At 69.2% G+C, this 20,126-nt stretch carries 28 protein-coding genes and 1 pseudogene; 27 read left to right on the forward strand and 2 right to left on the reverse strand.

Annotated features, from left to right (window positions below; all coding sequences use genetic code 11):
• The first annotated feature begins 4 nt into the window (after positions 1 to 4).
• From QEG98_RS27595 to QEG98_RS27685, 20 genes and pseudogenes are all read left to right on the forward strand, one after another.
• Positions 5 to 517: a hypothetical protein gene (locus tag QEG98_RS27595; protein ID WP_316563395.1), complete on the forward strand. Its 513-nt coding sequence runs from the start codon at positions 5 to 7 to the stop codon at positions 515 to 517.
• Positions 514 to 705, forward strand: coding sequence for a hypothetical protein (locus tag QEG98_RS27600; protein ID WP_316563396.1), 192 nt, complete (start codon positions 514 to 516; stop codon positions 703 to 705). Before QEG98_RS27595 ends, QEG98_RS27600 begins: the two co-directional genes overlap by 4 nt.
• Positions 702 to 1,085: a hypothetical protein gene (locus tag QEG98_RS27605; RefSeq protein ID WP_316563397.1), complete on the forward strand. Its 384-nt coding sequence runs from the start codon at positions 702 to 704 to the stop codon at positions 1,083 to 1,085. The genes QEG98_RS27600 and QEG98_RS27605 overlap by 4 nt, the downstream gene beginning before the upstream one ends.
• 335 nt (positions 1,086 to 1,420) lie before the next feature.
• On the forward strand, positions 1,421 to 1,657 hold the full coding sequence (locus QEG98_RS27610) for a hypothetical protein (RefSeq protein ID WP_316563398.1): 237 nt from the start codon (positions 1,421 to 1,423) through the stop codon (positions 1,655 to 1,657).
• 5 nt (positions 1,658 to 1,662) lie between these two features.
• Positions 1,663 to 1,860 (forward strand): hypothetical protein, encoded by a 198-nt coding sequence (locus tag QEG98_RS27615; RefSeq protein ID WP_316563399.1) that lies wholly within the window; start codon positions 1,663 to 1,665, stop codon positions 1,858 to 1,860.
• Between the two features lie 100 nt (positions 1,861 to 1,960).
• Positions 1,961 to 2,338: pseudogene (locus tag QEG98_RS42250) on the forward strand (ERF family protein); the annotation flags it as partial.
• A 182-nt stretch (positions 2,339 to 2,520) separates the two neighbouring features.
• Entirely contained in the window at positions 2,521 to 3,066 is a 546-nt protein-coding gene (locus QEG98_RS27620) for a hypothetical protein (protein WP_316563400.1), read from the forward strand.
• 284 nt (positions 3,067 to 3,350) lie between these two features.
• Complete coding sequence (locus QEG98_RS27625) at positions 3,351 to 3,539, forward strand: hypothetical protein (protein WP_316563401.1); 189 nt, start codon at positions 3,351 to 3,353, stop codon at positions 3,537 to 3,539.
• 35 nt (positions 3,540 to 3,574) lie between these two features.
• Positions 3,575 to 3,913 (forward strand): hypothetical protein, encoded by a 339-nt coding sequence (locus tag QEG98_RS27630; protein WP_316563402.1) that lies wholly within the window; start codon positions 3,575 to 3,577, stop codon positions 3,911 to 3,913.
• A gap of 98 nt (positions 3,914 to 4,011) precedes the next feature.
• Positions 4,012 to 5,709: an amidohydrolase gene (locus QEG98_RS27635; RefSeq protein ID WP_316563403.1), complete on the forward strand. Its 1,698-nt coding sequence runs from the start codon at positions 4,012 to 4,014 to the stop codon at positions 5,707 to 5,709.
• A 91-nt stretch (positions 5,710 to 5,800) separates the two neighbouring features.
• Positions 5,801 to 6,142 (forward strand): hypothetical protein, encoded by a 342-nt coding sequence (locus tag QEG98_RS27640; RefSeq protein ID WP_316563404.1) that lies wholly within the window; start codon positions 5,801 to 5,803, stop codon positions 6,140 to 6,142.
• Between the two features lie 651 nt (positions 6,143 to 6,793).
• Positions 6,794 to 8,095: a hypothetical protein gene (locus QEG98_RS27645; protein WP_316563405.1), complete on the forward strand. Its 1,302-nt coding sequence runs from the start codon at positions 6,794 to 6,796 to the stop codon at positions 8,093 to 8,095.
• Positions 8,088 to 8,663, forward strand: a complete 576-nt coding sequence (locus tag QEG98_RS27650; protein ID WP_316563406.1) for a hypothetical protein — start codon at positions 8,088 to 8,090, stop codon at positions 8,661 to 8,663. The genes QEG98_RS27645 and QEG98_RS27650 overlap by 8 nt, the downstream gene beginning before the upstream one ends.
• Complete coding sequence (locus QEG98_RS27655) at positions 8,656 to 9,477, forward strand: hypothetical protein (protein WP_316563407.1); 822 nt, start codon at positions 8,656 to 8,658, stop codon at positions 9,475 to 9,477. Before QEG98_RS27650 ends, QEG98_RS27655 begins: the two co-directional genes overlap by 8 nt.
• Positions 9,464 to 9,838, forward strand: coding sequence for a DUF6283 family protein (locus tag QEG98_RS27660; protein ID WP_316563408.1), 375 nt, complete (start codon positions 9,464 to 9,466; stop codon positions 9,836 to 9,838). Before QEG98_RS27655 ends, QEG98_RS27660 begins: the two co-directional genes overlap by 14 nt.
• A 217-nt stretch (positions 9,839 to 10,055) precedes the next feature.
• A complete protein-coding gene (locus QEG98_RS27665) occupies positions 10,056 to 10,835 on the forward strand; it encodes a hypothetical protein (RefSeq protein WP_316563409.1) in 780 nt (259 codons plus the stop codon).
• Complete coding sequence (locus QEG98_RS27670) at positions 10,754 to 11,185, forward strand: hypothetical protein (RefSeq protein WP_316563410.1); 432 nt, start codon at positions 10,754 to 10,756, stop codon at positions 11,183 to 11,185. The genes QEG98_RS27665 and QEG98_RS27670 overlap by 82 nt, the downstream gene beginning before the upstream one ends.
• Positions 11,182 to 11,388, forward strand: a complete 207-nt coding sequence (locus QEG98_RS27675; protein WP_316563411.1) for a hypothetical protein — start codon at positions 11,182 to 11,184, stop codon at positions 11,386 to 11,388. Before QEG98_RS27670 ends, QEG98_RS27675 begins: the two co-directional genes overlap by 4 nt.
• The gene (locus tag QEG98_RS27680; RefSeq protein ID WP_316563412.1) at positions 11,367 to 11,597 is read left to right on the forward strand and encodes a hypothetical protein; all 231 of its coding nucleotides are present in this window, start codon (positions 11,367 to 11,369) and stop codon (positions 11,595 to 11,597) included. Before QEG98_RS27675 ends, QEG98_RS27680 begins: the two co-directional genes overlap by 22 nt.
• A gap of 363 nt (positions 11,598 to 11,960) precedes the next feature.
• Positions 11,961 to 12,842: a P63C domain-containing protein gene (locus QEG98_RS27685; RefSeq protein WP_316563413.1), complete on the forward strand. Its 882-nt coding sequence runs from the start codon at positions 11,961 to 11,963 to the stop codon at positions 12,840 to 12,842.
• Between the two features lie 22 nt (positions 12,843 to 12,864).
• Here QEG98_RS27685 and QEG98_RS27690 read toward each other — a convergent pair whose 3' ends face one another.
• Positions 12,865 to 13,305 (reverse strand): hypothetical protein, encoded by a 441-nt coding sequence (locus QEG98_RS27690; RefSeq protein WP_316563414.1) that lies wholly within the window; start codon positions 13,303 to 13,305, stop codon positions 12,865 to 12,867.
• On the opposite strand from QEG98_RS27690, the gene QEG98_RS27695 reads away from it, so the two are divergent.
• The 7 genes from QEG98_RS27695 (at position 13,304) to cas8c (ending at position 18,546) form a co-directional block, all read left to right on the forward strand.
• Entirely contained in the window at positions 13,304 to 13,516 is a 213-nt protein-coding gene (locus QEG98_RS27695; protein WP_316563415.1) for a hypothetical protein, read from the forward strand. The genes QEG98_RS27690 and QEG98_RS27695 overlap by 2 nt on opposite strands.
• 578 nt (positions 13,517 to 14,094) lie before the next feature.
• Positions 14,095 to 14,388 (forward strand): hypothetical protein, encoded by a 294-nt coding sequence (locus tag QEG98_RS27700; RefSeq protein WP_316563416.1) that lies wholly within the window; start codon positions 14,095 to 14,097, stop codon positions 14,386 to 14,388.
• Between the two features lie 89 nt (positions 14,389 to 14,477).
• Complete coding sequence (locus QEG98_RS27705; RefSeq protein ID WP_316563417.1) at positions 14,478 to 14,762, forward strand: hypothetical protein; 285 nt, start codon at positions 14,478 to 14,480, stop codon at positions 14,760 to 14,762.
• 306 nt (positions 14,763 to 15,068) lie between these two features.
• Positions 15,069 to 15,356 carry a hypothetical protein gene (locus QEG98_RS27710; RefSeq protein ID WP_316563418.1) on the forward strand — a complete coding sequence of 96 codons (288 nt, stop codon included), beginning with the start codon at positions 15,069 to 15,071 and terminating at the stop codon, positions 15,354 to 15,356.
• A 123-nt stretch (positions 15,357 to 15,479) separates the two neighbouring features.
• The gene (locus QEG98_RS27715) at positions 15,480 to 15,737 is read left to right on the forward strand and encodes a hypothetical protein (RefSeq protein ID WP_316563419.1); all 258 of its coding nucleotides are present in this window, start codon (positions 15,480 to 15,482) and stop codon (positions 15,735 to 15,737) included.
• A gap of 134 nt (positions 15,738 to 15,871) precedes the next feature.
• Entirely contained in the window at positions 15,872 to 16,810 is a 939-nt protein-coding gene (locus QEG98_RS27720) for a hypothetical protein (RefSeq protein WP_316563420.1), read from the forward strand.
• Between the two features lie 104 nt (positions 16,811 to 16,914).
• On the forward strand, positions 16,915 to 18,546 hold the full coding sequence (cas8c, locus tag QEG98_RS27725; RefSeq protein WP_316563421.1) for a type I-C CRISPR-associated protein Cas8c/Csd1: 1,632 nt from the start codon (positions 16,915 to 16,917) through the stop codon (positions 18,544 to 18,546).
• A 1,104-nt stretch (positions 18,547 to 19,650) separates the two neighbouring features.
• Here the strand turns inward: cas8c and QEG98_RS27730 are convergent.
• On the reverse strand, positions 19,651 to 20,115 hold the full coding sequence (locus QEG98_RS27730) for a hypothetical protein (RefSeq protein ID WP_316563422.1): 465 nt from the start codon (positions 20,113 to 20,115) through the stop codon (positions 19,651 to 19,653).
• Between the last annotated feature and the right edge of the window lie 11 nt (positions 20,116 to 20,126).

Consider the following 20,126-nt stretch of genomic DNA (forward strand, 5'->3'; position numbering starts at 1 on the left):
GTCCATGACGCTGCTGGCGGAGCTTCGCCTTGTCGTAGACAACCGAGAGGACCCGGGCCCCTGGGCGAGGCGCGCACTGCTGGCGCTCGAGTCCCGCGCCGCTGCGGCCGGCGTGCGCACCTGGATGGTCGAGCGCGCGGTGTACGGCACGCTCCTCCTGGGAGCCACGGTGGCCCAGCACCACGCGACGCTGGGCGCGGCGCCCCTGCCCCAGGCGCTGGCCCAGGTGGCAGGGCTGGCCGTGTCCCTGGTGGCCCTGCTGGTGGGCGACGAACTGGACTCGATTGCCGACCGTGAGCGCGAGAAGGCCAAGGCGGAGGGGCGCGAGCCGGTGCGCGTGGAGTGCTCGCCGCGCGCCGAGCAGTTGCGCACGCTCCTCCCGTGGCTGGGCCTCGCCGGCCTGGCGCTCGCGTTCGGCTGGCTGGGCGCCCTCGGCTTCGGGTGGCGGCTTGCGAAGCCCGCGTGGCGTCGCTGGTACCGCACGCACCGCCCGCTGGGCCGTGAGGTGGCACGATGACCACCACGCCGACGCCCACGGACTCGTCGCTGCAGGCCGCCTACGCCCGGGTGCGTAACTCCATCGAGGACCAGGGCCACGGGCGCTGGTGCGGCAAGCGCGAGCGGAAGGACTGCGACTGCGACCTCGCCCCCGTCCTCGCGGCGCTCAACCACCTCAACGCAGCCGCACAAGGTGGTGCGCGATGACGGCCGTGGGCGAGTTGGGCGCCGTGGCCAAGCGACTGCGCCGGTTGGAAAAGTGGTGGAGGCCGTCCGAAGTGGGAGGAATTCAGCAGTGCCTGGAGGAGGCAGACGCCCTCCCCGAGCGCAAGGCCCAGGCCCGCGAGGCCCATCGCGCGGCGCAAGACGAGCTGGCGCTGCTGCGTCCCGACGGCACGCCCAGCACGCAGTCTCGCTGGCGCGAGCTGCAGGGCACGGTGACAGCGCAGGCCAAAGTGCTGCGCGAGTTGGACGCGGAAGAGGCAGCGCTGCTCACGGCCCTTTCCGTTGAGGTGTGGCACGCGCGGACGCGCGCATGGGACGAGGGCGTGGCGCGCATCAACGCGTTGGAGCACGGGCTCCACTGAATGTCGGACTCAACCTCTAACATCCATAGGAAGGAGGTGAACCTGTGACGTGCAGACATTGTCCTCATTGCTCCGACACATCAATGACTCGGCTTCTGGCGAAGGCCATCCCCGAGCCGAACACGGGGTGCTGGCTCTGGATGGGTGGGTGCAGCCCAAAGGGCTACGGTGGCTTCGTCTTTCGGGGGCGCACAGTCGGCGCTCATGTCGCTTCGTACATTCTCCATCGAGGCCCCATTGCCAACGGGATGTACGTGCTTCACCGGTGCGACGTCCGAGCATGCATCAACCCCGACCATCTCTTCCTCGGGACTGCTGGGGACAACGCACGCGACATGCACAAGAAAGGTCGCGCCAAGCCACCACGGGGAGAAGCACACCCGCATGCGAAGCTGAAGGTCAGCGATATCGAATCGATTCGCTCAAGGTACGCATCGGGCGACGCCCAGTTGAAGCACCTGGCGGCAGAGTTTGGCGTTACGACGTCAGCAATCAGCGTCATCGTGAAGGGTAACCGCTGGCGCTCGGTGCCCCTCCAATCCGAACGGGAGCGGGTGGGACAGAAGGCGTAACGGCAGTGCGATTCGACGAGCGCTGCCACGCCTTCACGGAAGACCCTGAGCGCGCGTGGGCGCTGTGCGAGTTGCGGTACGGCCACGACGGCAAGCACCGCGCCGGTGACATCGAGTGGGACGACGAGGCCGACGAAGTAGAGGCCGAGTTGAGAGAGCTACTGCGCCGGGCCGAGCAGGCCGCAGGCGAGGAATACGAGTGAGAGGGTTTGACCAATGACGTCAGTAACGGCAGGACTCGTTTATCACCCCCCGGCGGAGCCTCTGCGGAAGCTGAGTCTCGTGCGGAAGCTTGCAGAGGTGATGGGGTCAGTCGGCCACGTCCCGAAGTCCGGGCGTAACAACTTCCACAAATACGACTACGCCACGGAGGCGGACATCGTCGCGGCTGTTCGCACGGGGATGGCGGACCGCGCCCTCATGCTCATCCCCACCGTCGTGGACACGAAGTGGTCCCCTCCGGAGCGTCAGAAGGACCGCCTCGTCACGCTGACCGTCCGCTTCACGCTGCATGACGGAGAGAGTGGGGAGGCGTTGTCCTTCGAGGTGTTGGGCGAGGGCCAGGACCCGGGCGACAAGGCGACGTACAAGGCCCTCACGGGCGCGACGAAGTACGCCCTGCTCAAGCTCTTCTTGATTCCCACGGGAGACGACCCAGAGCAGGACGACGCGAACCCGCGCGGCGGCCAGCAGGGGCAGCAACGTGGCGGGCAGCAGAGCCAGTCGCGCAACCGGCAGCAGCCCGAGCAAGGCCCCCAGGGGCAACAGCGAGGCGGCCAACAGAGCCAACCACGGAACGGCCAGCAGCCCCAGCAGCCCCCCAGGGGAAGCAGGGTTCCGCGCAGCAGGACAAGCCGAACCAGGTGGCGGAGCAGGGCGAGCGCCGCACCGCCTCCCCTGCCCCTCGCGACTCACGCCCGCCCGAACAAGCGAGCCGCACTGAGCCCCCCGCCGGGAGCGCGCCCACGGATGCCATCGGCTTCGGCAAACACAAGGCAGTGCGGCGCACGGAGGCAGCTACCGAAGTACTCGTCGAGGCAGCGGCAGAGGGCGAGGCCATGCTCAAGCGGCAGCCCAACATCTTCAATGCTCCGGCGCTGCGGGCCTCGCTTGATGCCATTCGCGACGAGCTGGCACTCCGTCAGAAGGCGCCGGTTGGGACGAGCGCACCGCAGACGGCCACAGCGGCGAAGTGTGGCTTCGGTCCGTGGAAGGGGAAGGCCATCTCCTTGATGTCGGACGAGGAACTGGGTGCGGCCGTGGACATGGCCAACCAGAAGCTGCTGGAGGAGCCCAAGGCGCAGTGGGCGCCGGCGATGGAGGCCAACCGGGATCTGCTGCTCGCGGAGATTACCCGGCGCGGAATGCTCGCTGTCCAGAACGGACGCGAGCCGGGCTCTGACGGCTGAGCATCACCACGCGGACGGAGCTGCGGCCCCAGCTCTCCGCGCAGCCGCCTCCCATCAGGCGGCCCCCGCGCCCACACGGGCGGGGCCTTCTCGTGGTGGCCGGGCGGGCCAACGCCTCTCGGCGGTGGGCCGATCTACCCCGCCCTTCACCACACCCGCCGGGCATCGGGCCCGGCGGTGCAGTCCTCACGGCGTGACGTAGACGCCACGCGGTGCCCGGTCGGATTCACTCCCCCCTGGCCGGCCGGGCCCGCGACTTTCCCACGCAGCACCTGGAGGCAAGGATGAAGAAGCTTAAAACGCAGGCCAACGACATCATCAAGGCGGGCCCCGCGGGCAACCGCATCGCCCTCAAGGTGGACGACGCCGACAGCTTGGCGGAGGTGCGGTTGACGCCCGCCGAGTGCCAGACGCTGGAGGACATGCTGCGCGAGGCGCGGCAGGTCGTCGCGGGCGTCACGGAGCCCGCGTAGCGCCGGACCAGTCTCAACCCCAGACGGAGGCAGCCATGTCGCAACCCACCCTGACGCGCGAGAAGTTGGCCAAGCACAAGGTGCCGCTCTACACGCTGTCGGCGCCAGTTCGGGGCTGGGACGTTGGCCCAGGAGGGAGCGTGGGCCCGGAACTCACCATCCCCGCCGGCGCCCAGGTGGCGCACATCACCCGGGAGACGTGCCACCTGTTGCTGGCGCGCTACGGCGACGACCAGAGCGTGGCCGACGTCATCTTTCCCGACGGGCGACACGAGTCGGTGTTCTACCGGCTATCGGATGCTGCCTCCGCCTTGCCCGAAAACGTCCAGCCCGTGGCGTGGTGCCCGGAGACGCAGACCTACGAGCCCGCCTGAGAGTCCCCGCCCGGGGACACGCCCCTGGGCCGCGTGACGGGCACGACACGCCCGTCCCAAGCAGTCCCCCACGCAGCAATCACAACCGGAGTCCCCCGATGCGATTGAGTCTCGCAGCACTACTCGTGTGTCTTCTCGCAGCCCCCGCCGCCGCCCAGCAAGTCACGCTGTACGAGGGCGGCAAGGTGTTCACCGCCCGCGACGACCGGCCCTTCGTCGAGGCGTTTGTCGTCCGCAACGGCCGCATCGCCGCCACGGGCAGCACGGGCGACCTCCGACTGCTGTTCCCCGCCGCGAAGCGGGTGGACCTGAAGGGGATGACGGTCGTCCCCACCTTGAGTGACTCGCACGCCCACGTGGCGCAGCTCACGGACGAGTGGTTCATTGTCGGTCCGCACCCATCCACCTGGGCGCCAGATGGTGGCCCCACCGTCCAGCAATGGGTGGGCTGGATTTCGGAGCGCGCGGCGCAGGTGCCCGACGGAACGCCCATCGTCGGGTACTACGGCCGCCAGCTCTATGCGGACCTGAACGCCATGGGCGTCACGGCCCGCGACCTCCTGGATGGCATCACCACGCGCCACCCCGTTGTCCTGCTGGAGTGGAGCGGTCACGCGAGCGCGTCCAACTCCACGGCGCTCGAAGCCGCGGACATCCGCGACTACCAGCCCGACCCGTTTGGCGGATGGAGTGGGCGCGATGACACGGGGCGGTTGACGGGCGTCCTCCAGGAGTACGCCATTCTGCCACTGGTCCGGCACCTGAGCCGGATGGTCCCGGATGCGCACTACGTCTCGCAATATGGCGGCTGGGTCGCCGGCGGGGAGTCGGTCGGCGTGGGCGAGACGCACGACTACATCTTCGTCGACGAGGACGAGCGCTTCGCGCCGGTCATCCAGCAGCTCCCGAGGCCGGATGCCATCGTCCCGCACTGCATCATCACGCGCGCGGGCAAGGAGTGCGCCCCGGGGCCGGACGGCATCATCCGCAGGAAGGTCTTCAGCGACGGGACGCAGGTGGCGTGCAGCGCCTACGTCACCGCAGCCTACCTTCGCCCGGAGTGGTGTCCCACCGGCTTCGATGTGAACGCAGGCTACGGCATCAAGAACCTGACCGACGCCCAGATGGACTGGGCCATCGACGACACCCTCCAGCGCGGCGGCATGCTCTCCGTGCACGCCATTGGCGATGCCGGCATCGAGCACATCCTCTCGCGGCTGGAGGCCCGGCCCGGCGTCGACTGGAGGGGCCGCATCAGCATCGAGCACTTCAACGTGACGGGCCCTGGGCAGGTGAAGCGCGCGAAGCGGCTCAAGGTGGCCATCAGCGGCATGGGCACCCACCAGTTCCTCATCCCCAGCATGATGCATGAGCAGCACCCGGGCCACCTGCACACGCACGCGCTAAAGCTCCGTTCCCTACTGACGCCGGAGCTGGACGACGACGGGGTGACGGTGCTGGAGCCGCTGACGCTCGCGCTCGGCTCGGACGCCTTCGGACCCCATGCCCCGTCCCCGTGGCTGGACGCGATGTTCCTGGTGACGGCGCCGTTCAACCCAACCGAAGCCCTGACGATGGAGCAGGTGGTGCGGGCATACACCCGTGGCACCGCGGAGGCGCGGCTCCGCGAGGACATCGGTGTGCTCGCCGCTGGGAAGCGGGCCAACTTCGCCGTGCTCTCCCAGGACGTCTTCACCGTGACGCCGGACAAGCTCCCGATGACCGGCTCGGTTCTCACGGTGATTGACGGCGCCGTGCGGTGGAACACGGACGTGCTGGACCTGTCCGCGCCCTGAGCCCTCCCCCTCGCAGGTGACGTGAGCGCGGGCGGTGCTGCCCAGGCCGCCCGCGCTGTCTCCCCTAACCCGTAGTCTTGGAGTGCTGACGATGCGCTGGTTGTTGTTGATGACGATGGTTGTGATGACCGGGTGCGCGGGCTCGAAGCCCAGCAGGTTCACCGACGCCCAGAATCGGAGGGCGCAGGCCTCGATGGACTGCGTCGACGCGGCCGAGGCGCAGGTGGCCAGTGGCAACTACGCCGGCTGGACCTCCGGCGAGACGACGTGCCTCCAGCGCCTGGTGGCGGCCGACTGCGCCAGCAGGGCGTGGGCGCAGGACGGGGACGCCCAGTCCTCCGAGGCCGCCGCGCGCTACCAGTCCCGCGTCGTCGAGGACTGCGGCGCCGACCTCACCGAGCGAGTCCGCGCCGCATTCGAGGCCGGCCTCTGAGTTTCACGGGGCTGGGTGCCACACCGCGCCCAGCCCTGCTGTTCCTTCACCGCGCTGTACCCGAGGTGCCTGCGATGACGACGAAGTGCGAGCGGAGCCCGGCGACGACCGGCGAGTTGTCGAAGGAGGAGATGGCCATGGCTGAACGCGAGGCGCGATACATCCTCGCGCCGGACCGGATGGGTGAGGTGCGGGACGAGTCTGCGGCGCGAGTCGCGCGCTGGGCGCTCTCCCTCGCCGCCCAGGCCGAGGCTGAGCGCGACGCCGCGAAGGGCGGGACCAACCCTGACGCCGAGGACGCCGAAGCGTGGCGACGAACGCACAGACTCCTGGAGGACGCGCGCGCCGTGGAGGGGGTGTTCTGGGCGGCGCTCCGCGAGGAGGACCCGACGCTGGACCTCGACGGCAAAGCGCGCTCGTCCGTCGAAGAGGCACTCGCCAAGGCCATCCGCTGGGCGCTGAACATCGACGGTGCGTCCGACGGCGAGGACCCCGCCGACGAGGACGACGACACGCCCCCGTCCGGGCCGGGAGGTGGGGAGCCCCCTCCCGTGACGACGTGCTCAACGCCTTCGCCGTGGAGGCGGACCCGGCCGGCGCGCTGGAGCGCTACCAGCGCGAGCACCCTGCCCTTGCCGAGGACCGGCGAAGTTGGCCCGCGACCTGGCCCAGCCCCTTGTGGAGCAGGCGGGCCCGCTGCCCGCGGAGGACGAGGCGCTCATCGACAAGGCGTGGGCGCAGCACGCCGCCGTCAAGCCGACGCCCACGCTCGACCTGTGGCCCACGCTGACCGCCTTCTCGGCGGAGATGCGCCGCCTGCTGGACAAGCACCGCCCGGCCAAGGGTGGCCGTGAGGGCTGGGTGCGAGACATGCCGGCCGCCCTCCTCCGCCGCGTGCGCGAGGAAGCCGACGAAGTGGAGTTGGGCCTGGCCGCGCGATTGGCCCCGGAGAGGATGCTCGTTCGGTGCGCCGACGTGGCCAACATGGCAATGATGGTTGCCGACGCCTACGCCCACCAGCGCGCGCGGATTATGCCCACGCCCGCGGTGCCGCCGCTCAAAGAGGCGTGCAGTCTCTGCGGGGGAAAGGAGGGCGCCCACTGCCCCGAGTGTGGCCCGGGCCCCTACCCCATCGCCGATGTCCTCAAGCCCTCCACCCCCGCCGTGGTGTTGGAGAGCGGCGGGGTGCAGGTAATGGAGGACGGCAGCGTCACGCTGGCGTCGGGCACCACCGAGTGGTGGGCGCTTGGCGTGCTCGGCAACGCGCTGGCCGAGGCGAAGCGGGAGACTGCCCACGCCCAGGACCTGCTCGACGTCGCCGGCCACGCGACAGTCAAGGCCGTGCGTCGCGCGACGGAGCTCGGCGCCGAGGACATGCGGGAGCGGATGGCGCGCGTTGCGGAGAACGTCGGGCTCAAGAACCGGCCTCTGTCATCCGCGCCGCGCCGCTGCTCGGGAAGGCGGTGCGCCGTGGGTAAGCGCACGTTCGCCGCCGGCACGAAGGTGTCCGTTTCCAAGACGGAGGCCGAGATCAAGGACCTGCTCCGCAGCCGCGGGGCCACGCGCACCGCCTTCGCCGAGGAAGAGGGCCGCGCGGTGGTGCTCTTCGACCTGCAGGACAGGCGCGTCAGGTTCACCATGCCCCTGCCCCTCCCCGTCCACCGCAAATTCACTCACGACGGACGCGGGAAGCAGCGGCCCCAAGCCGCCGCCACCCGCGCATGGCAACAGGCCTGCCGCGAGAAGTGGCGGTCCCTCTACCTGACGATGAAGGCCAAGTTCGTGAGTGTGGACAACGAGGTGGAGACGTTCGAGGAGGCATTCCTCGCACACATCGTCACGCCCAATGGGAGGACGGTGGGGCAGTACGCCTTGCCCGCCGTAGACCAGGCCTACCGCACGGGCACTCTGCCGCCGCTGCTGCCGTCCGGAGAGGGCCCGTCCCATGGCTGAGCCGACCGTCTACCAGTACCGGCTGCGCACGCCCACGGGGGACTGGCTCGCCGACGTCATCCTGCGCAGCGACGGGTTCTTCGCCACCGTGTCCGACTGGGGCAACTACGCGTTCCGGTGGACGCAACCTGGCTGTGAGTTCCGCGCCTTCGTCGCGCGCCTGGAGAAGGACCCCGGCTACGTCTGCAGCAAGCTGGAGAAACGCGACTGGTGGGACGGTCGCGCCACGCTGAAGTCCATCCGCGCGCACATCATCGAGTATCTCCGTGACGGCTCGTACTCGAAGGAGGAGGCGAAGGAAGCGTGGGAGTCCGTCGTAGAGTCTCTCGGCTGCTGGAGCCGCCGCGAGGCGCGCTCCGTTGACGAGATGGACGTCGGCCAGTTCATGGCGTGGTGCGCTGAGACGAAGGTCGAGATGCCATACGAGTTCGGCAGGTACGACTACCCTCCCGACGTGCGGAGCTTCGCCCGCGAGGTGATGCCAGTCCTGGCCGCCGCCATCCGCGAGCAGCTCAAGGCCGAGGCGGCCGCAGCCCCTGCGACGGGGAGCGAGGTGGTCCATGGCTGAGAGCACTTCCCCGACCACCGTGAAGAGCGCCCCGCCCAGAAAGACGCGCATCCGCGACCTCGTCAACGTCTACAGCAAGGCGTCATGCCGGGTGTGGCTCACGCTGGACCGTCGCACGTTGGAGTTGGTGGAGGCCGATTCGCTGGGCAAGCCGATGGACGTGGGCACCCCTCCTGAGTGGCTGACCTACGAGTTGGAGCAGGACGGCTGGGACAACCTGGTGGACTACCCCTATCGGGAGACAGCGCGCGTCGGATGGGCGCTGGCGCACGGCATCGCTCCTGGCCAGCCGTTCCTCGTGGAGGTGGACCCGCCCGTCCACAGCAAGCACTGGACGGACTGTGGCTACGAGTACGACACGGACTACAGCTCCGAGCTCGTCCGCGTGGCGCCACTGCCACCGGAGGACGTGGCCCGGCGCTGGGAGGTGTGGCTGTGGTGGGCCGCGCTGGAACGCGCATCGCGCGAGCGCGCCGACGCAGCGAGGGAAGCGAGGGAGGCAGCGCAGCACGCACTCGCACTCGCGGACCCGTCCGCGCTCTACCTGACGTCGGACATTTACTTCGGCCCCCAGGACTCCATCGACTACATGCCGAGCGGTCTTCGCATCTACCTCAACAGCGCACACCTGCAGTTGGTGAGCAGCGTGCTTGTGTCTGGTGAGGACGACAGGGGCGACCGGACGAAGGCCTTGGCCATGCTGCTGGAGCGCGCGGCCACGGTGCTGCCCAACGTGCGGCCCGACTATCTCCGTGCGCTGCCGTGGCACCGTCCGCATATCAACCGCGAGGAGGTGCGTCGTGGACTGGAGTGATGAGTCGCACCGAAGCCCCTGCGCGAAGTGTCCGTACCGGAAGGACGCGCCCCTCCACCTGTGGCACCGGGACCACTTCCGGAAGCTCCTGCGCGACAATGAGAATGAGGTTGGTGGCCCGCTCTATGGCTGCCACAACGACGGCAAACGTCCTCGGGAGAAGGTGCGCCCCTGCGTCGGCTGGCTGCTGGACCAGCGCCGCCGGGGCACTCCATCGATTCAACTCCGCCTCGCGCTCATCGGGAACCAGGCGGCGAAGGACATGTATGCGCGCATCAGCAACGCGGGGCTCAGGCTGTACACATCCATCCAGGCGATGTGCCGAGCCAACGGAGTGCGACGCAACGGAGGTGCCAGGTGAGTGCGCGCCCCATTGAGGTGACGGTGCTATCCCCCGCGGGCGAGCCCCTCGGCACGTGGACGGGTACGCCCACCAACGCCCTCTGGCGGGCCACGCGCCAGACGCCGCGCCTCACCGTGTCTGGTGCCACGCGCCCGTGCGAGCGTCACGGCGAGGGCTGGGCGTTGCGCCTGCGAGAAGGAGAGCGCGTCCCCACGAATAACGCGAGGGCCCGGCAATGAGCGCTCCCCTCGGAGGCCCCTACCGCTACACGCGCGAGGGGCGTGGGGTGTTCCATTTCCCCCTCGCTCGGCCGTGGACCTGGGCCCTCACCCACCACGGCATGTGGTCGGTGTTCGTGGCGGACGTCGAGCCCGCCCGCCAAGGAGTCCCTGCCCGCCGCCACCCGCTGCACCCGCCCGCCGAGCTCATGGGCTGCTGGCTGGCCATCTACGCGACGCGGGAGTACGACGCCGAAGCGGTCCGCTGGCTGCGCGAAGCACACGGACTGGAGGTCCCCGGCGGTGACGTGCTGCCGACCGACAGCTACGTGGCAGTGGCCCGGCTCGCCGAGGTGTCCACGGTGGGCAATGACTACCGGGCATTCGGCCGCGACCCGTGGTGGGCGCCGCGCAACGCCCCGTTCTGTCGGGGCACCATCGCTTGGTGGCTGGAGGAGATTCAGTACGTGGAGCCGCTGCCGTCAGCGCCCGCGAAGCGCCTGGCGCCAGTGGACCCGGGGCTGGTGCCGGAGCTGCGCGAGCGGATGCGCTTGGCTCGGGACAAGCTGTGGCGCCCGGAGGCGTACGCGGTACCGGCATCCCTTCCGGTCCCCCGCCAGCGCGGGTGGAGGAACCAGCGCCGGCACCGCCCCCTCAGCCGCCCATCCTCCCGGCGCCGCCGCGGGCCATCATCGACGACAGGCCGGTACCACCCATGCTCGCCGCGCCGGAGCAGCTCGGCCTGTTCGGCGAGGCGCCCCGCCGCGAGGAGCCGGCCACCAGCACGCCGCTCGTGAAGGACGCGCCACCGGCGGAGGCCCTGCCTGTGGCAGCTACGCACCTGGACGTGCTGGACACGCTGCACCAGCTCCAGCCGCACTGCCGGACCCCGCCAGCGGTGCTCATGGAGGGCGCGCGGCGCGTCCGTGCGCTCCTCTCGGATGGAAAGCCGCACGAGTGGCGGGAGCTGTGGGCAGTGGCCACCGTGGACCCGGCACGGGGCAGCCTCGCCTACCGGGTGACGGAGGCGCTCGCCGTGCACGGCCCGCTGCTCCCCTGGAGGGTACGCACCACCGGCATCTGTAAGGGCGACGGCTATGCGTGGTTCACGCTCGCGGAGGACGTCTCGTGCTCCGCCACACCTTGACGCACGCGCTTGAATCACTGCGCCACCGGGTGGCGGCAGGCTCGCCCAGCCTGACGGCGGCGCTCCGCTACGTGCAGCTGTCGGACAGGGCCCGCATCGAGCTGGACAAGCTGCTCGACGCCACGCGCTTCGAGGTGGAGCGCGAGCAACTCGCGTCCCCTTCGCCGGCCGCGAGGGCCAGGTGCCCACGCGCCAGTTGGTGAACTGGGTGGAGGCGAAGAAGGCCGTCTCCCACTGCGAGGGCCCACGTTCCGCTGGAGGACTCGGGCTCAGGGGCTGGGAGGACGTGGGCGGGCTAACCCGGCTGGAGGCGGTGGGCCTGCTGACGATGGCCCTGGAGCGGTTGGAGCGCACGCCCGAGGTGGGCGCGGGGCCGCTGTTCCCGGGACTGAACGGTCAGGGGCTCCGTTGAGCGCTACTTTTTGTGCACCTCGCGAACACCCTGAGTGACGCAACCCTAATCGAACATGGGGCGGCCGAATCTTTGCCACAATCCCTTTCATAAATTGCCGCAGGCTGCACACCCTATGCCATACCGAGCACCAGATCTCGCGTTGACACATTGGATTCACCCCCATAGCTTGTGGCTGGTCGAAAACAGCCATTCCCCGTCGACGCAAGTAATTGACGCAATCCCAGCCAACCGCCTGCGTGTCGCTGTCTCAAGTCCATCCCTGCGTCCGGCATCCGGTCGCGGACCACATTCTCGTGCCAGGAGGTACTCATGCCGTCATGCAGTCAACCCCCCATCCTCAAGGCCACCCACTCCGGCGTCTTGCGCATCGGGAACGTCGAGTTGGCGTGTCATGTCCTCAGTGACGGGACGCGCGTTGTCGCACAGAAGGAGATGCTCTCCGCCCTGGCCCTAAGCCGCGGTGGAGCTGGCGCTGGCAAAGGGGACCGACTGGCCACTTTTGTTGCCGGAACCAAGATAAAGCCCTTTGTTTCCGAAGACTTAGCAAAGGGGATCCACTCGGCAATCCGGTTCAGAATTGCCGGAGTAGCAGGACGCCCATCATTCGCCTACGAGGCCACCGTGCTAGCCGACCTCTGCACGGCCATCGTCAACGCGCACATGGAGGGCCGCCTCCAGAAACAGCAAGAACACATTGCACGAAGTGCGGCTCGGCTGCTGGGTGCCTTCGCGAAGCTAGGCATCATCGCGACCATCGACGAGGCGACGGGCTACCAGACGGAGCGGTCCCCCACGGCGCTGCGCGAGAAGCTCGCGGAGTTCCTCATGGAAGCCCCGGCCACGTGGTCGCAGCGGTTCCCTGACGGTTACTACCAGAGGCTCTACCGGCTCACCCGGCTGCCGCGAAAGGGTGGGAATCACCCGAGGCTGTTCGCGGCACTGACACGCGAGTTCGTCTGGAAAAGGCTCGACATCCCGGGGATTGTGGACGCATTGGAGCGCCTCAACCCCGCCAACGAGAACGGGGACCGGGCGCACCTGCACCACCTGTTCCTCACCGAAGGTCCAGGCGTCAGCGCGCTGGGCGCCCACCTCGTAAAGCTCCAGACCCTCATGGACCTGGCCAAGAGCATCGAGGAACTGCGATGGCTCGCGGCCATGGCCATGCCGGGCCGGGGTGAGAACCTCGCCCTCCCCTTCGTTGACGCCCTGCTCAACGGGCAAAGAGGTAATGCTCCTTGAGCGCTCCGGGGAAGTCGCGCCCCTATCCGTCCAGCACCAGCCAGTCCCCGCGGCAGGTGGAGCACTCGCGCCGGGTGAGCCCGGGCACGGCCACCGTCGTGTGGATGCGAGCGGTGTAGGGGTCGCAACGCCCACACCCCTCCGCCATGGAGCGCACCGGCAGCGTGTGCTCGTGGGGCGGCAGGCGCAGCATCTTGAGCCACTCCTCCACCCATGCCGCGTTGACCTTGAGGTCCAGCGTGTGCTCCGGGCCCTCGACCACCACGTTGTGCTGGAGCGCCAGCCAGTACAGGCGAAACAAGTCGGTGACGCCCTTGAGCGCCGGTCCGCGCGCAGCTGCCTCACGGCCCAACGCTGCCGGTGTTGCTTCAGCTCCTCGCGTGTCACGGGCGCAGAGAGTGCCACGGCCCGGCAGGTGGCGCGAGCAGACGGCCATGTCCACCTTCCCGGCAGGAGGCCCCATGCCCTGCTCCCGCCTGCCCGTCGTCCGCCAGCACCTCACCGCCGCGGCCGTGTCCCTCTTCGCGGAGGCCGTAGCGTCTGACGGAGTGCCGCCCGCACGCGTCCAGCGCGTGGCCCTCCTGGTGGACGAGGCCCTGGCGGAGCTCGACGCGCCCGCGCAACCGGTGGACGTGCGCGGGCCGTCGCCCGAGGACTGGCACGCGGCCAGGTAACAACCGCGGCGTAGGGCGTCCTACTGGCGTGAGCCATTCCACCTACCGCTGTCCCGGTTGCGGCGCCCAGCTCGAGTGCCGCGGCACCGTCCTCCTCTGCCGCAACGAGCGCGCCCACCCGCGCGACCGCACCACCCGGGCCTACCACCCTGGCCGAAGTGGGCGCCTCGTGCCTGCCTCCCGCGCGGCGTCGCCTTCGTGGCGGGCAGCCCTGGCCCAGCAGACAGGCGAGTCCGAGTAGTCACCTGTCCGTCAATCCCTCCCAGGTGGGATTGCAGGGCCCGGCCCGCGCCGGTAGCGTCCGTGCCGTGCCCAGTACGGGCGCCCCGGGCTCGCCGTGACGCCGCAAGGCATTGAGCATTTGGTGTCCGCCCAGGTGAGGTTGAGGAGCAGCAACCTCCCTCGCAGTGATGCCGCAAGGCGCTGGGCCGGGCCTCTTACGGGTCCGGCCCTTGTAATTTTGGTATGTTACGAGAGCGGGCAAACATTAGCGACGTCGCTATTGACCACAAATAGCGACGTCGCTATAACCCAGCCATCGACAGCGGCAAGACGCCGCGCGAACGCGGGGGCACGTCGTGCGAACCATCAGCAGCCAGGAATACCGGAACGCGGCCATCGTCGCCGAGAAGCGCGCCGCACGGGACTTCGAGGTGCTGTTCGTCGAGGTCGAGGTGGACGGCGAGGAGTTCCGCGTTGTGGTGGACGGCCACCACTCCCACGAGGCCGCGAAGCTGGACGGCGCTCCCGTGAAGTGGGTGCGAAGCCCCATGCAGAGCGAGGCCGACCGTAACGGCGCCGAAGCGTTCCTGACGGCGCATCGCTTCGACTGTGACTACCACGACATCGACACGGGCTACCCCGTCTTCTGAGACGGTGCCCCGCCCTGCGCCGACCGGCGCCGACTACCGGGCGCTACCCGGCACCATGCAGTCCCCCACCCGCACCACGCGAGGAATCCATGCAAGAGCCCACCATTGTCACCGCCGAGAACCTGGACGAAATCAGCCCCTCCGACCTCCAGAAGGAGGCCACCCAGGCCCTGGCGCGGGGAGAGCGGGTCGAACTGTACGAAGGAGACTGGAATGGGGTGCGCGTTAGCACGCTGGTGGTGGACGGCTACCGGGCCGGGCAGGCGTCGAACGGCAATGCCTCCTGGGGTGACTGGAACGAGGAGTCCCAGACGGTGACGCTGGACTCCGGCGAGACGGTGGACCTGGACGGCGGCGAGGTCGAAGCCGCCTGAAATCGACACCCACCCGCGATGGATTCCCCTCGCGGCTGACGTCTCTTGCAGTGATGCCTTCGGGCGATTCTCGCAGCCCCCGACAGTGCCGGGAGGGGAAGTCCAATGATTGCAGTGCTGGAATCAGCCGCCGCCGCAGAAGGATTTGGGAACTTCAAAGTGCAGTTGTGTCACGAGGTTTGGGCGGGGGACGAGTACTACTCTGTCCGTCTGGTGGCTGCGGACCGAACGGACCGTGAGGCCTCGCGGCACGAGTCCTTTCCCGCCGCCGTAACGGAGTGGAGGGAGCGGACTGGGAGCACGGACTTGATTCACGCCGAGGAGACGCGACGGGACGCACTCGGACACCCGGTGACGACCGTGTGGTTTGACCCGCCTCGCCCGCTCCAATCGGACGTGGAGTCCACGACCGTCGTGGAGGGACAGGCGCGCGAAGTTGGGACGCTTGCGGCCGGGACGCTGGTGCGCCGGCTGGAGACGAACAACCTGGGTGCGTTCGGGTGGCTGGAGGTCTCCACGGACGGGGGCAAGACGTGGTGGTCGAACGAGCGCGCGACCTCGGCCACCGACGTCCGGACCGCCCTGGGCCTGTAGTCGCCGTCCTCTCGCGAGCCCTGCGCCCGATGCCGCAAGGCGATGGCCGCCACCTGGAGTACTCGGGCCGACGCCCGCCCCACCCCACCCGGCCGCGACTGGCGGCCGGGAACCTGGAGAACCATGCCCAAGCACGACGCTTCCAAGACTCCACCAAGGGCTCGCAGACTCCGCGGCGATGGAGCGCTGACGCGCTTTGGCGGACGCCTCACGCCGGCTGGCAAGAGCGCCCGCGACTACCTCCTCAAGTACCTGGAAGAGCACCCGCAGAAGAAGTACCCGGCCACGGAATCTGGCGCGGCCAACCTCGCGCTGGAGGAAGCGGCGAAGGCTCGTGGGTGGACGCCGCCGAAGCCGCCGAAGCCGGAGGGCGAGTCCTAATGCAGGCCCTTGACTGGCCAGGACCGCCACCCGCGGCACGCGGCTACTGGCGGCGTGGCGGACTGGAAGCAGCACTCGCAGCTCTTGAGGAGGACGCGGCCGCCGGCCGCATCCCCACGACACAGGCGGACTTGGTGTTTGGCTCCCTCCCCTTCCTTGCGTTGGAGGACGCGGTACGGCGCCACGGGCCCACGCGAGTCAACGACGCCATCACCGACGCCGAAGTCCAGCGCGCCCTGGCGCGTGTCACAGGGGGGCCCGACCACCGCGAGAACTACAAGCTGCTCTGCATGGAGCGCTGGTTCAGCTTGGTGTACGTGGCCCATGGGCGCCACGACTACGAAGTGTCGCCAGGACTGGCGCAGCGCCTGCGACACACGGAGTTGCGCGGGCTGTCCTGCGATGACCTGCACCTCCCGCACCCGTGCATCCAGTTGAGGGTGCCCATCGAGGCCGGCATCACCCTGCCCGACACAGCCGGGCCCGACCTGCCGGTGACGGGGCTTCTCCTCGCTGAGGAGCCCGAGCCTGGGCGCTGCTGGCGCCTCTGCGTGGAGGCCTCGCGGCACGACGGGCAACGCACGCTCAACCTCATCTCCGTGTCCCTGCCGGCCGGGCAGGACCTGGACACGGCACTCGACTCCCACGAGAGCAAGGCCCAGCACGCCGGCGAGCACTGGCGCGCCATCTGGGCCTGGGCGATGAACGTCGTCCTCTACGCCACCAGCGGAGGCGTGCGCGAGGAGGTGTGGCGTAACCGCGAGGCTCGGCAGCTCCGTGACCGGCTGGAGAAGCTCCCCAAGGGCCCGAAGCGGGACAAGCTGCGGGAGCAACTCAAGGCCATGGACGTGCAGCGGCGCGTCGTCCTTGGCCCCGGTGCCGTCCCGCTCGAGGCCCCACCGCAAGGCACAACCGGCCGCCCACTGGTGGTGCGGACGCGCGTGTCCGGCCATTGGAAACGTCAGCCTCACGGCCAGGCGCTGGCGGAGCGGAAGCTCATCTGGGTCCAGCCCTACTGGCGTGGACCAGAGGATGCCACCGCGCCGAGCGGCACGATTCACGGACTAGTGTGACGCGCGGCGCGCAGACGCCCACCGCCCAACAGTTGCCCCACGGCCGCACGCCACCATCTGCGCGGCGTGGTGCAATGGCAAGACGTCCGCTGCCAGGGGGGACAATGCTGCTCGCCGCGCTCAATGACTATGCCCGCCGCCGAGGGCTCCTGGACGAGGTGCTCTGGGCAACCCGGCCTGTCTACTTCCTCCTGCGCATCACGCATGAGGGGCGCTTCGTCGCCCTCGTACCGACGGCCAAGCATGGCGCGGGCATGCCGATGCGAATCCCCCGCCCCCCACAGCGCGCATCCAACGTCGCCGCCGGGTTTCTCGTGGACAACCCCAAGTACGTCTTGGGCCTTGCCGAAGGCAGCGAGTCGCAGGAGAAGAAGGCCGGAGCTCGCGTCAGCGCCTTCCACTCCCTCGCGGCCATGGCGACAGAAGCTACACGCTCTCCCGTGGCTCGAGCTGTCGCCGCATTCACCGCAGACGCCAGCGCGCGCGCCCAGGCGCTCGCGGCGCGCCCCTCCGGCACGTGGACAGGTACAGAGCTCCTCGCATTCGTCGTGGAGGGCAGCGACGTGCCCGCCCACGAGGAGCCGGCCCTACGCGAGTGGTGGGAGAACCGCGGAGAGGCGGACGCGGCCGAAGGCGACGCAGGGCAGTGCTTGGTGTCGGGTGACGTGACGGTGTTGGCTCGGCTTCACGAGCGCATCCGGGGTGTCCCTGGGACGTTGGCCATGGGCGGGCGCCTGGTATCGACCAACAACGACGCATTCGAGTCCCACGGGCTGGAGCAGGGGGCGAATGCCCCTGTGGGAAAGCAAGCCGCGCTCGGCTACGTGCTCGCGTTGAACCACCTGCTGGAGCCGACCCCGAAGCGCAACTACCGCCACGGGATTCGCCTCGCCGAGGACACCGTCCTCGTGCTGTGGACGGATGGGCCGGCCGAAGAAGCGGAGCAGTTGCTTACGCTCATGGACCCGACGTCGCCGGAGTTGAAGCGTATGCCCACAGATGGAGTCCAGGCCCCCGAGGTGCGCCGGGGTGCGCGACTCTTCGCGGTGACGCTCTCGGGCAACATGGGGCGCGTCGCCATACGGGACATGCTTGAGGTGTCTCTCACCACAGCCGTCTCCAACGTCCGCCGGTTCCTGGACGACCTACGCATCCACAGCGCTCCCGCCCGGCCGATGCCGGTATGGCGGCTCCTCAATGCCCTGGAAGACCGCGCCGAGGTTGGCGTTCCCCCGGATTTGGCGACGCGAATGGTTCGCGCCATCCTCACAGGAAGCGCCTTCCCGCAAGCCCTCCTCGTCGCTGCGCTGAAAGTCATGACCGTCGAGCGGCGCGGTGATGACGCCGACGGTCTGCACGTCACGACGCGTGCGCAGCTCATCCATGCGTGTCTCCTCCGCAGTGGCGGTACGGCAGCCGCTGCGCTCTGCGTCCCACCAACGAAGGATGGGCCGGTAGCCCTGGTGCTGGGGCGCCTCCTGGCCGTCCTTGAGCAACTCGACGGCGGCGAGGGGTTCCGTGAGCGCCACTTCGCCCGGTTCTCGCACTCCCCCGCCAACGCATTTCCGACTCTCCTTCGGCGCGCGATCATGCAAGAGCGGAGGCACCCACGCCTCGCCAGACTCATGGGGGAACTTGTCGCAGCGCTCCCTGGCTCGGGATTCCCCAAAGCGCTGGGGACTGAGGACCGGGGGCTCGTTGCAGTGGGGTACGCAAGGCAACGCTGCGCCTTGTAGCCATACTCGGAGCAAAGCACTCCGCTGGTACGCCTCCTGCTCTGCACGGCGGGCATGATCAGGAAACAGCGGGAGGCGCTCGCGCAGCGCCTGGGAGCGGCGGAGCGGGAGCTGCAGGCAGCAATGGCAGGGCTGGACGAAAGTCCCACCGCGAGGACGAGGTACGCGCGAGCGCTAGCCGAGCACCAGGCGGCAGAGACGTGCGCTGTGCATGCCACGAGAACGCAGCTGCGGCCCCCGAACACGCCCTGGCCAATCGAAGGGCCGGAACGTCCAGCGAGAGCCCCTCGACGGCGAGATGCCTCCGACGCCTCCACGTCTCGGTGCAGCACTGCCGTCTCGGACGACGGATGGATGCGCCAAGACATCTGAGAGTGACAGGTGTGCGGCACGCCTCCTGCTCTGTGGGGTCGAGTCGAGCCGGGCTCGCGCGGACTTCTCTGGCGCAGCTCCGGCCGGAGGACTCCCCATGGCCCTCGGACGCCCAGCGCCCGCCCTTTTTCGCCTACTTGTCTCGGCCCTTGCCGCCGTTGCGTTCCTACATTGCGGACCAACAGAGGAGGATGAGGACGGTAGGGGCCCGCCGCCCGTCTCGCGAGACGGGGGCTCCGTCGAAGTAGACGCTGGGACGTCCCCTGTGGACGCCGGCATCTCCTGCACACCGAGGTGCTCGGGAAAGACCTGCGGTCCAGACGGCTGCGGCGGATCCTGCGGCTCCTGTAGGAATGGGACGGTCTGCGACTCGAGCGGACAGTGCGCATCAACCTGCACCCCGTCTTGCTCCGGGAAGACGTGCGGCAGCGACGGCTGTGGTGGGAGCTGCGGCTCCTGCGGCTCTGGCGAAGCGTGCGCGGACGGCCGGTGCGTTTGCGTCCCGAAGTGCGACGGGCGGCAGTGCGGCCCGGACGGGTGCGGTGGCACCTGCGGCACTTGCCGCTCGGGCACCACGTGCAACGCGTCCGGAGCCTGTGTCTGCGTGCCCCAGTGCCAGGACAAGGTGTGCGGCTCCGACGGCTGCGGCGGGACGTGTGGCACCTGCCCGGCCAACTCCACGTGCAATGCAGGTGGGGAGAGCTGCGCCTGTGCCGCAGGGTATGTCCCCAATCAGGCCGGTACGGGCTGCGTGCGCGTCGGCGGCGCCTGCCAGGGCGTCAACCAGTACGGGTACTGCACCGGCGACACCTGGGTGAGGTGTGACGCCCAGGAGGGCATCGTCGCCCTCAACTGCGGGCCTGGGCAGTGCAAGCGAATCGCCGCGGACGGCAGCGGGGCGTGCAGGTGCGGCAGCATCGACGCCAACGGCGTCTGCGCATCCGCCACGGGCACCAGCGTCGCCAACCCGCGCGTCCACTTCACTTGCGCGACGAGCGCTGGGGTTCTCATCGCCGAGAACTGCGCCGACGCCACGAACTCCTCGGCGGGTTTCTGCTCCACCTTCGTGACGGCCTTTGGCCACCAGACGAGTTGCTTTTGCAGCACATGCTCCGTGCCCAACACCGCGGGCCAGTGCCGACCGCTGTGCAGCAACCCAAACGACTGCCGGTACTTGTCGGGGCAGAACGTCCACACCTGCGGCTTCT

The organism is Myxococcus sp. MxC21-1 (genome assembly GCF_032612255.1).
Taxonomy (GTDB): Bacteria; Myxococcota; Myxococcia; order Myxococcales; family Myxococcaceae; genus Myxococcus; species Myxococcus virescens.

Coding starts and splice junctions, on each gene's coding strand:
- QEG98_RS27595 (WP_316563395.1), top strand. CDS start 5: ATGACGCTGCTGGCGGAGCTTCGCCTTGTCGTAGACAACCGAGAGGAC.
- QEG98_RS27600 (WP_316563396.1), top strand. CDS start 514: ATGACCACCACGCCGACGCCCACGGACTCGTCGCTGCAGGCCGCCTAC.
- QEG98_RS27605 (WP_316563397.1), top strand. CDS start 702: ATGACGGCCGTGGGCGAGTTGGGCGCCGTGGCCAAGCGACTGCGCCGG.
- QEG98_RS27610 (WP_316563398.1), top strand. CDS start 1,421: ATGCACAAGAAAGGTCGCGCCAAGCCACCACGGGGAGAAGCACACCCG.
- QEG98_RS27625 (WP_316563401.1), top strand. CDS start 3,351: ATGAAGAAGCTTAAAACGCAGGCCAACGACATCATCAAGGCGGGCCCC.
- QEG98_RS27630 (WP_316563402.1), top strand. CDS start 3,575: ATGTCGCAACCCACCCTGACGCGCGAGAAGTTGGCCAAGCACAAGGTG.
- QEG98_RS27635 (WP_316563403.1), top strand. CDS start 4,012: ATGCGATTGAGTCTCGCAGCACTACTCGTGTGTCTTCTCGCAGCCCCC.
- QEG98_RS27640 (WP_316563404.1), top strand. CDS start 5,801: ATGCGCTGGTTGTTGTTGATGACGATGGTTGTGATGACCGGGTGCGCG.
- QEG98_RS27650 (WP_316563406.1), top strand. CDS start 8,088: ATGGCTGAGCCGACCGTCTACCAGTACCGGCTGCGCACGCCCACGGGG.
- QEG98_RS27655 (WP_316563407.1), top strand. CDS start 8,656: ATGGCTGAGAGCACTTCCCCGACCACCGTGAAGAGCGCCCCGCCCAGA.
- QEG98_RS27665 (WP_316563409.1), top strand. CDS start 10,056: ATGAGCGCTCCCCTCGGAGGCCCCTACCGCTACACGCGCGAGGGGCGT.
- QEG98_RS27670 (WP_316563410.1), top strand. CDS start 10,754: ATGCTCGCCGCGCCGGAGCAGCTCGGCCTGTTCGGCGAGGCGCCCCGC.
- QEG98_RS27695 (WP_316563415.1), top strand. CDS start 13,304: ATGCCCTGCTCCCGCCTGCCCGTCGTCCGCCAGCACCTCACCGCCGCG.
- QEG98_RS27690 (WP_316563414.1), bottom strand. CDS start 13,305: ATGGGGCCTCCTGCCGGGAAGGTGGACATGGCCGTCTGCTCGCGCCAC.
- QEG98_RS27705 (WP_316563417.1), top strand. CDS start 14,478: ATGCAAGAGCCCACCATTGTCACCGCCGAGAACCTGGACGAAATCAGC.
- QEG98_RS27715 (WP_316563419.1), top strand. CDS start 15,480: ATGCCCAAGCACGACGCTTCCAAGACTCCACCAAGGGCTCGCAGACTC.
- cas8c (WP_316563421.1), top strand. CDS start 16,915: ATGCTGCTCGCCGCGCTCAATGACTATGCCCGCCGCCGAGGGCTCCTG.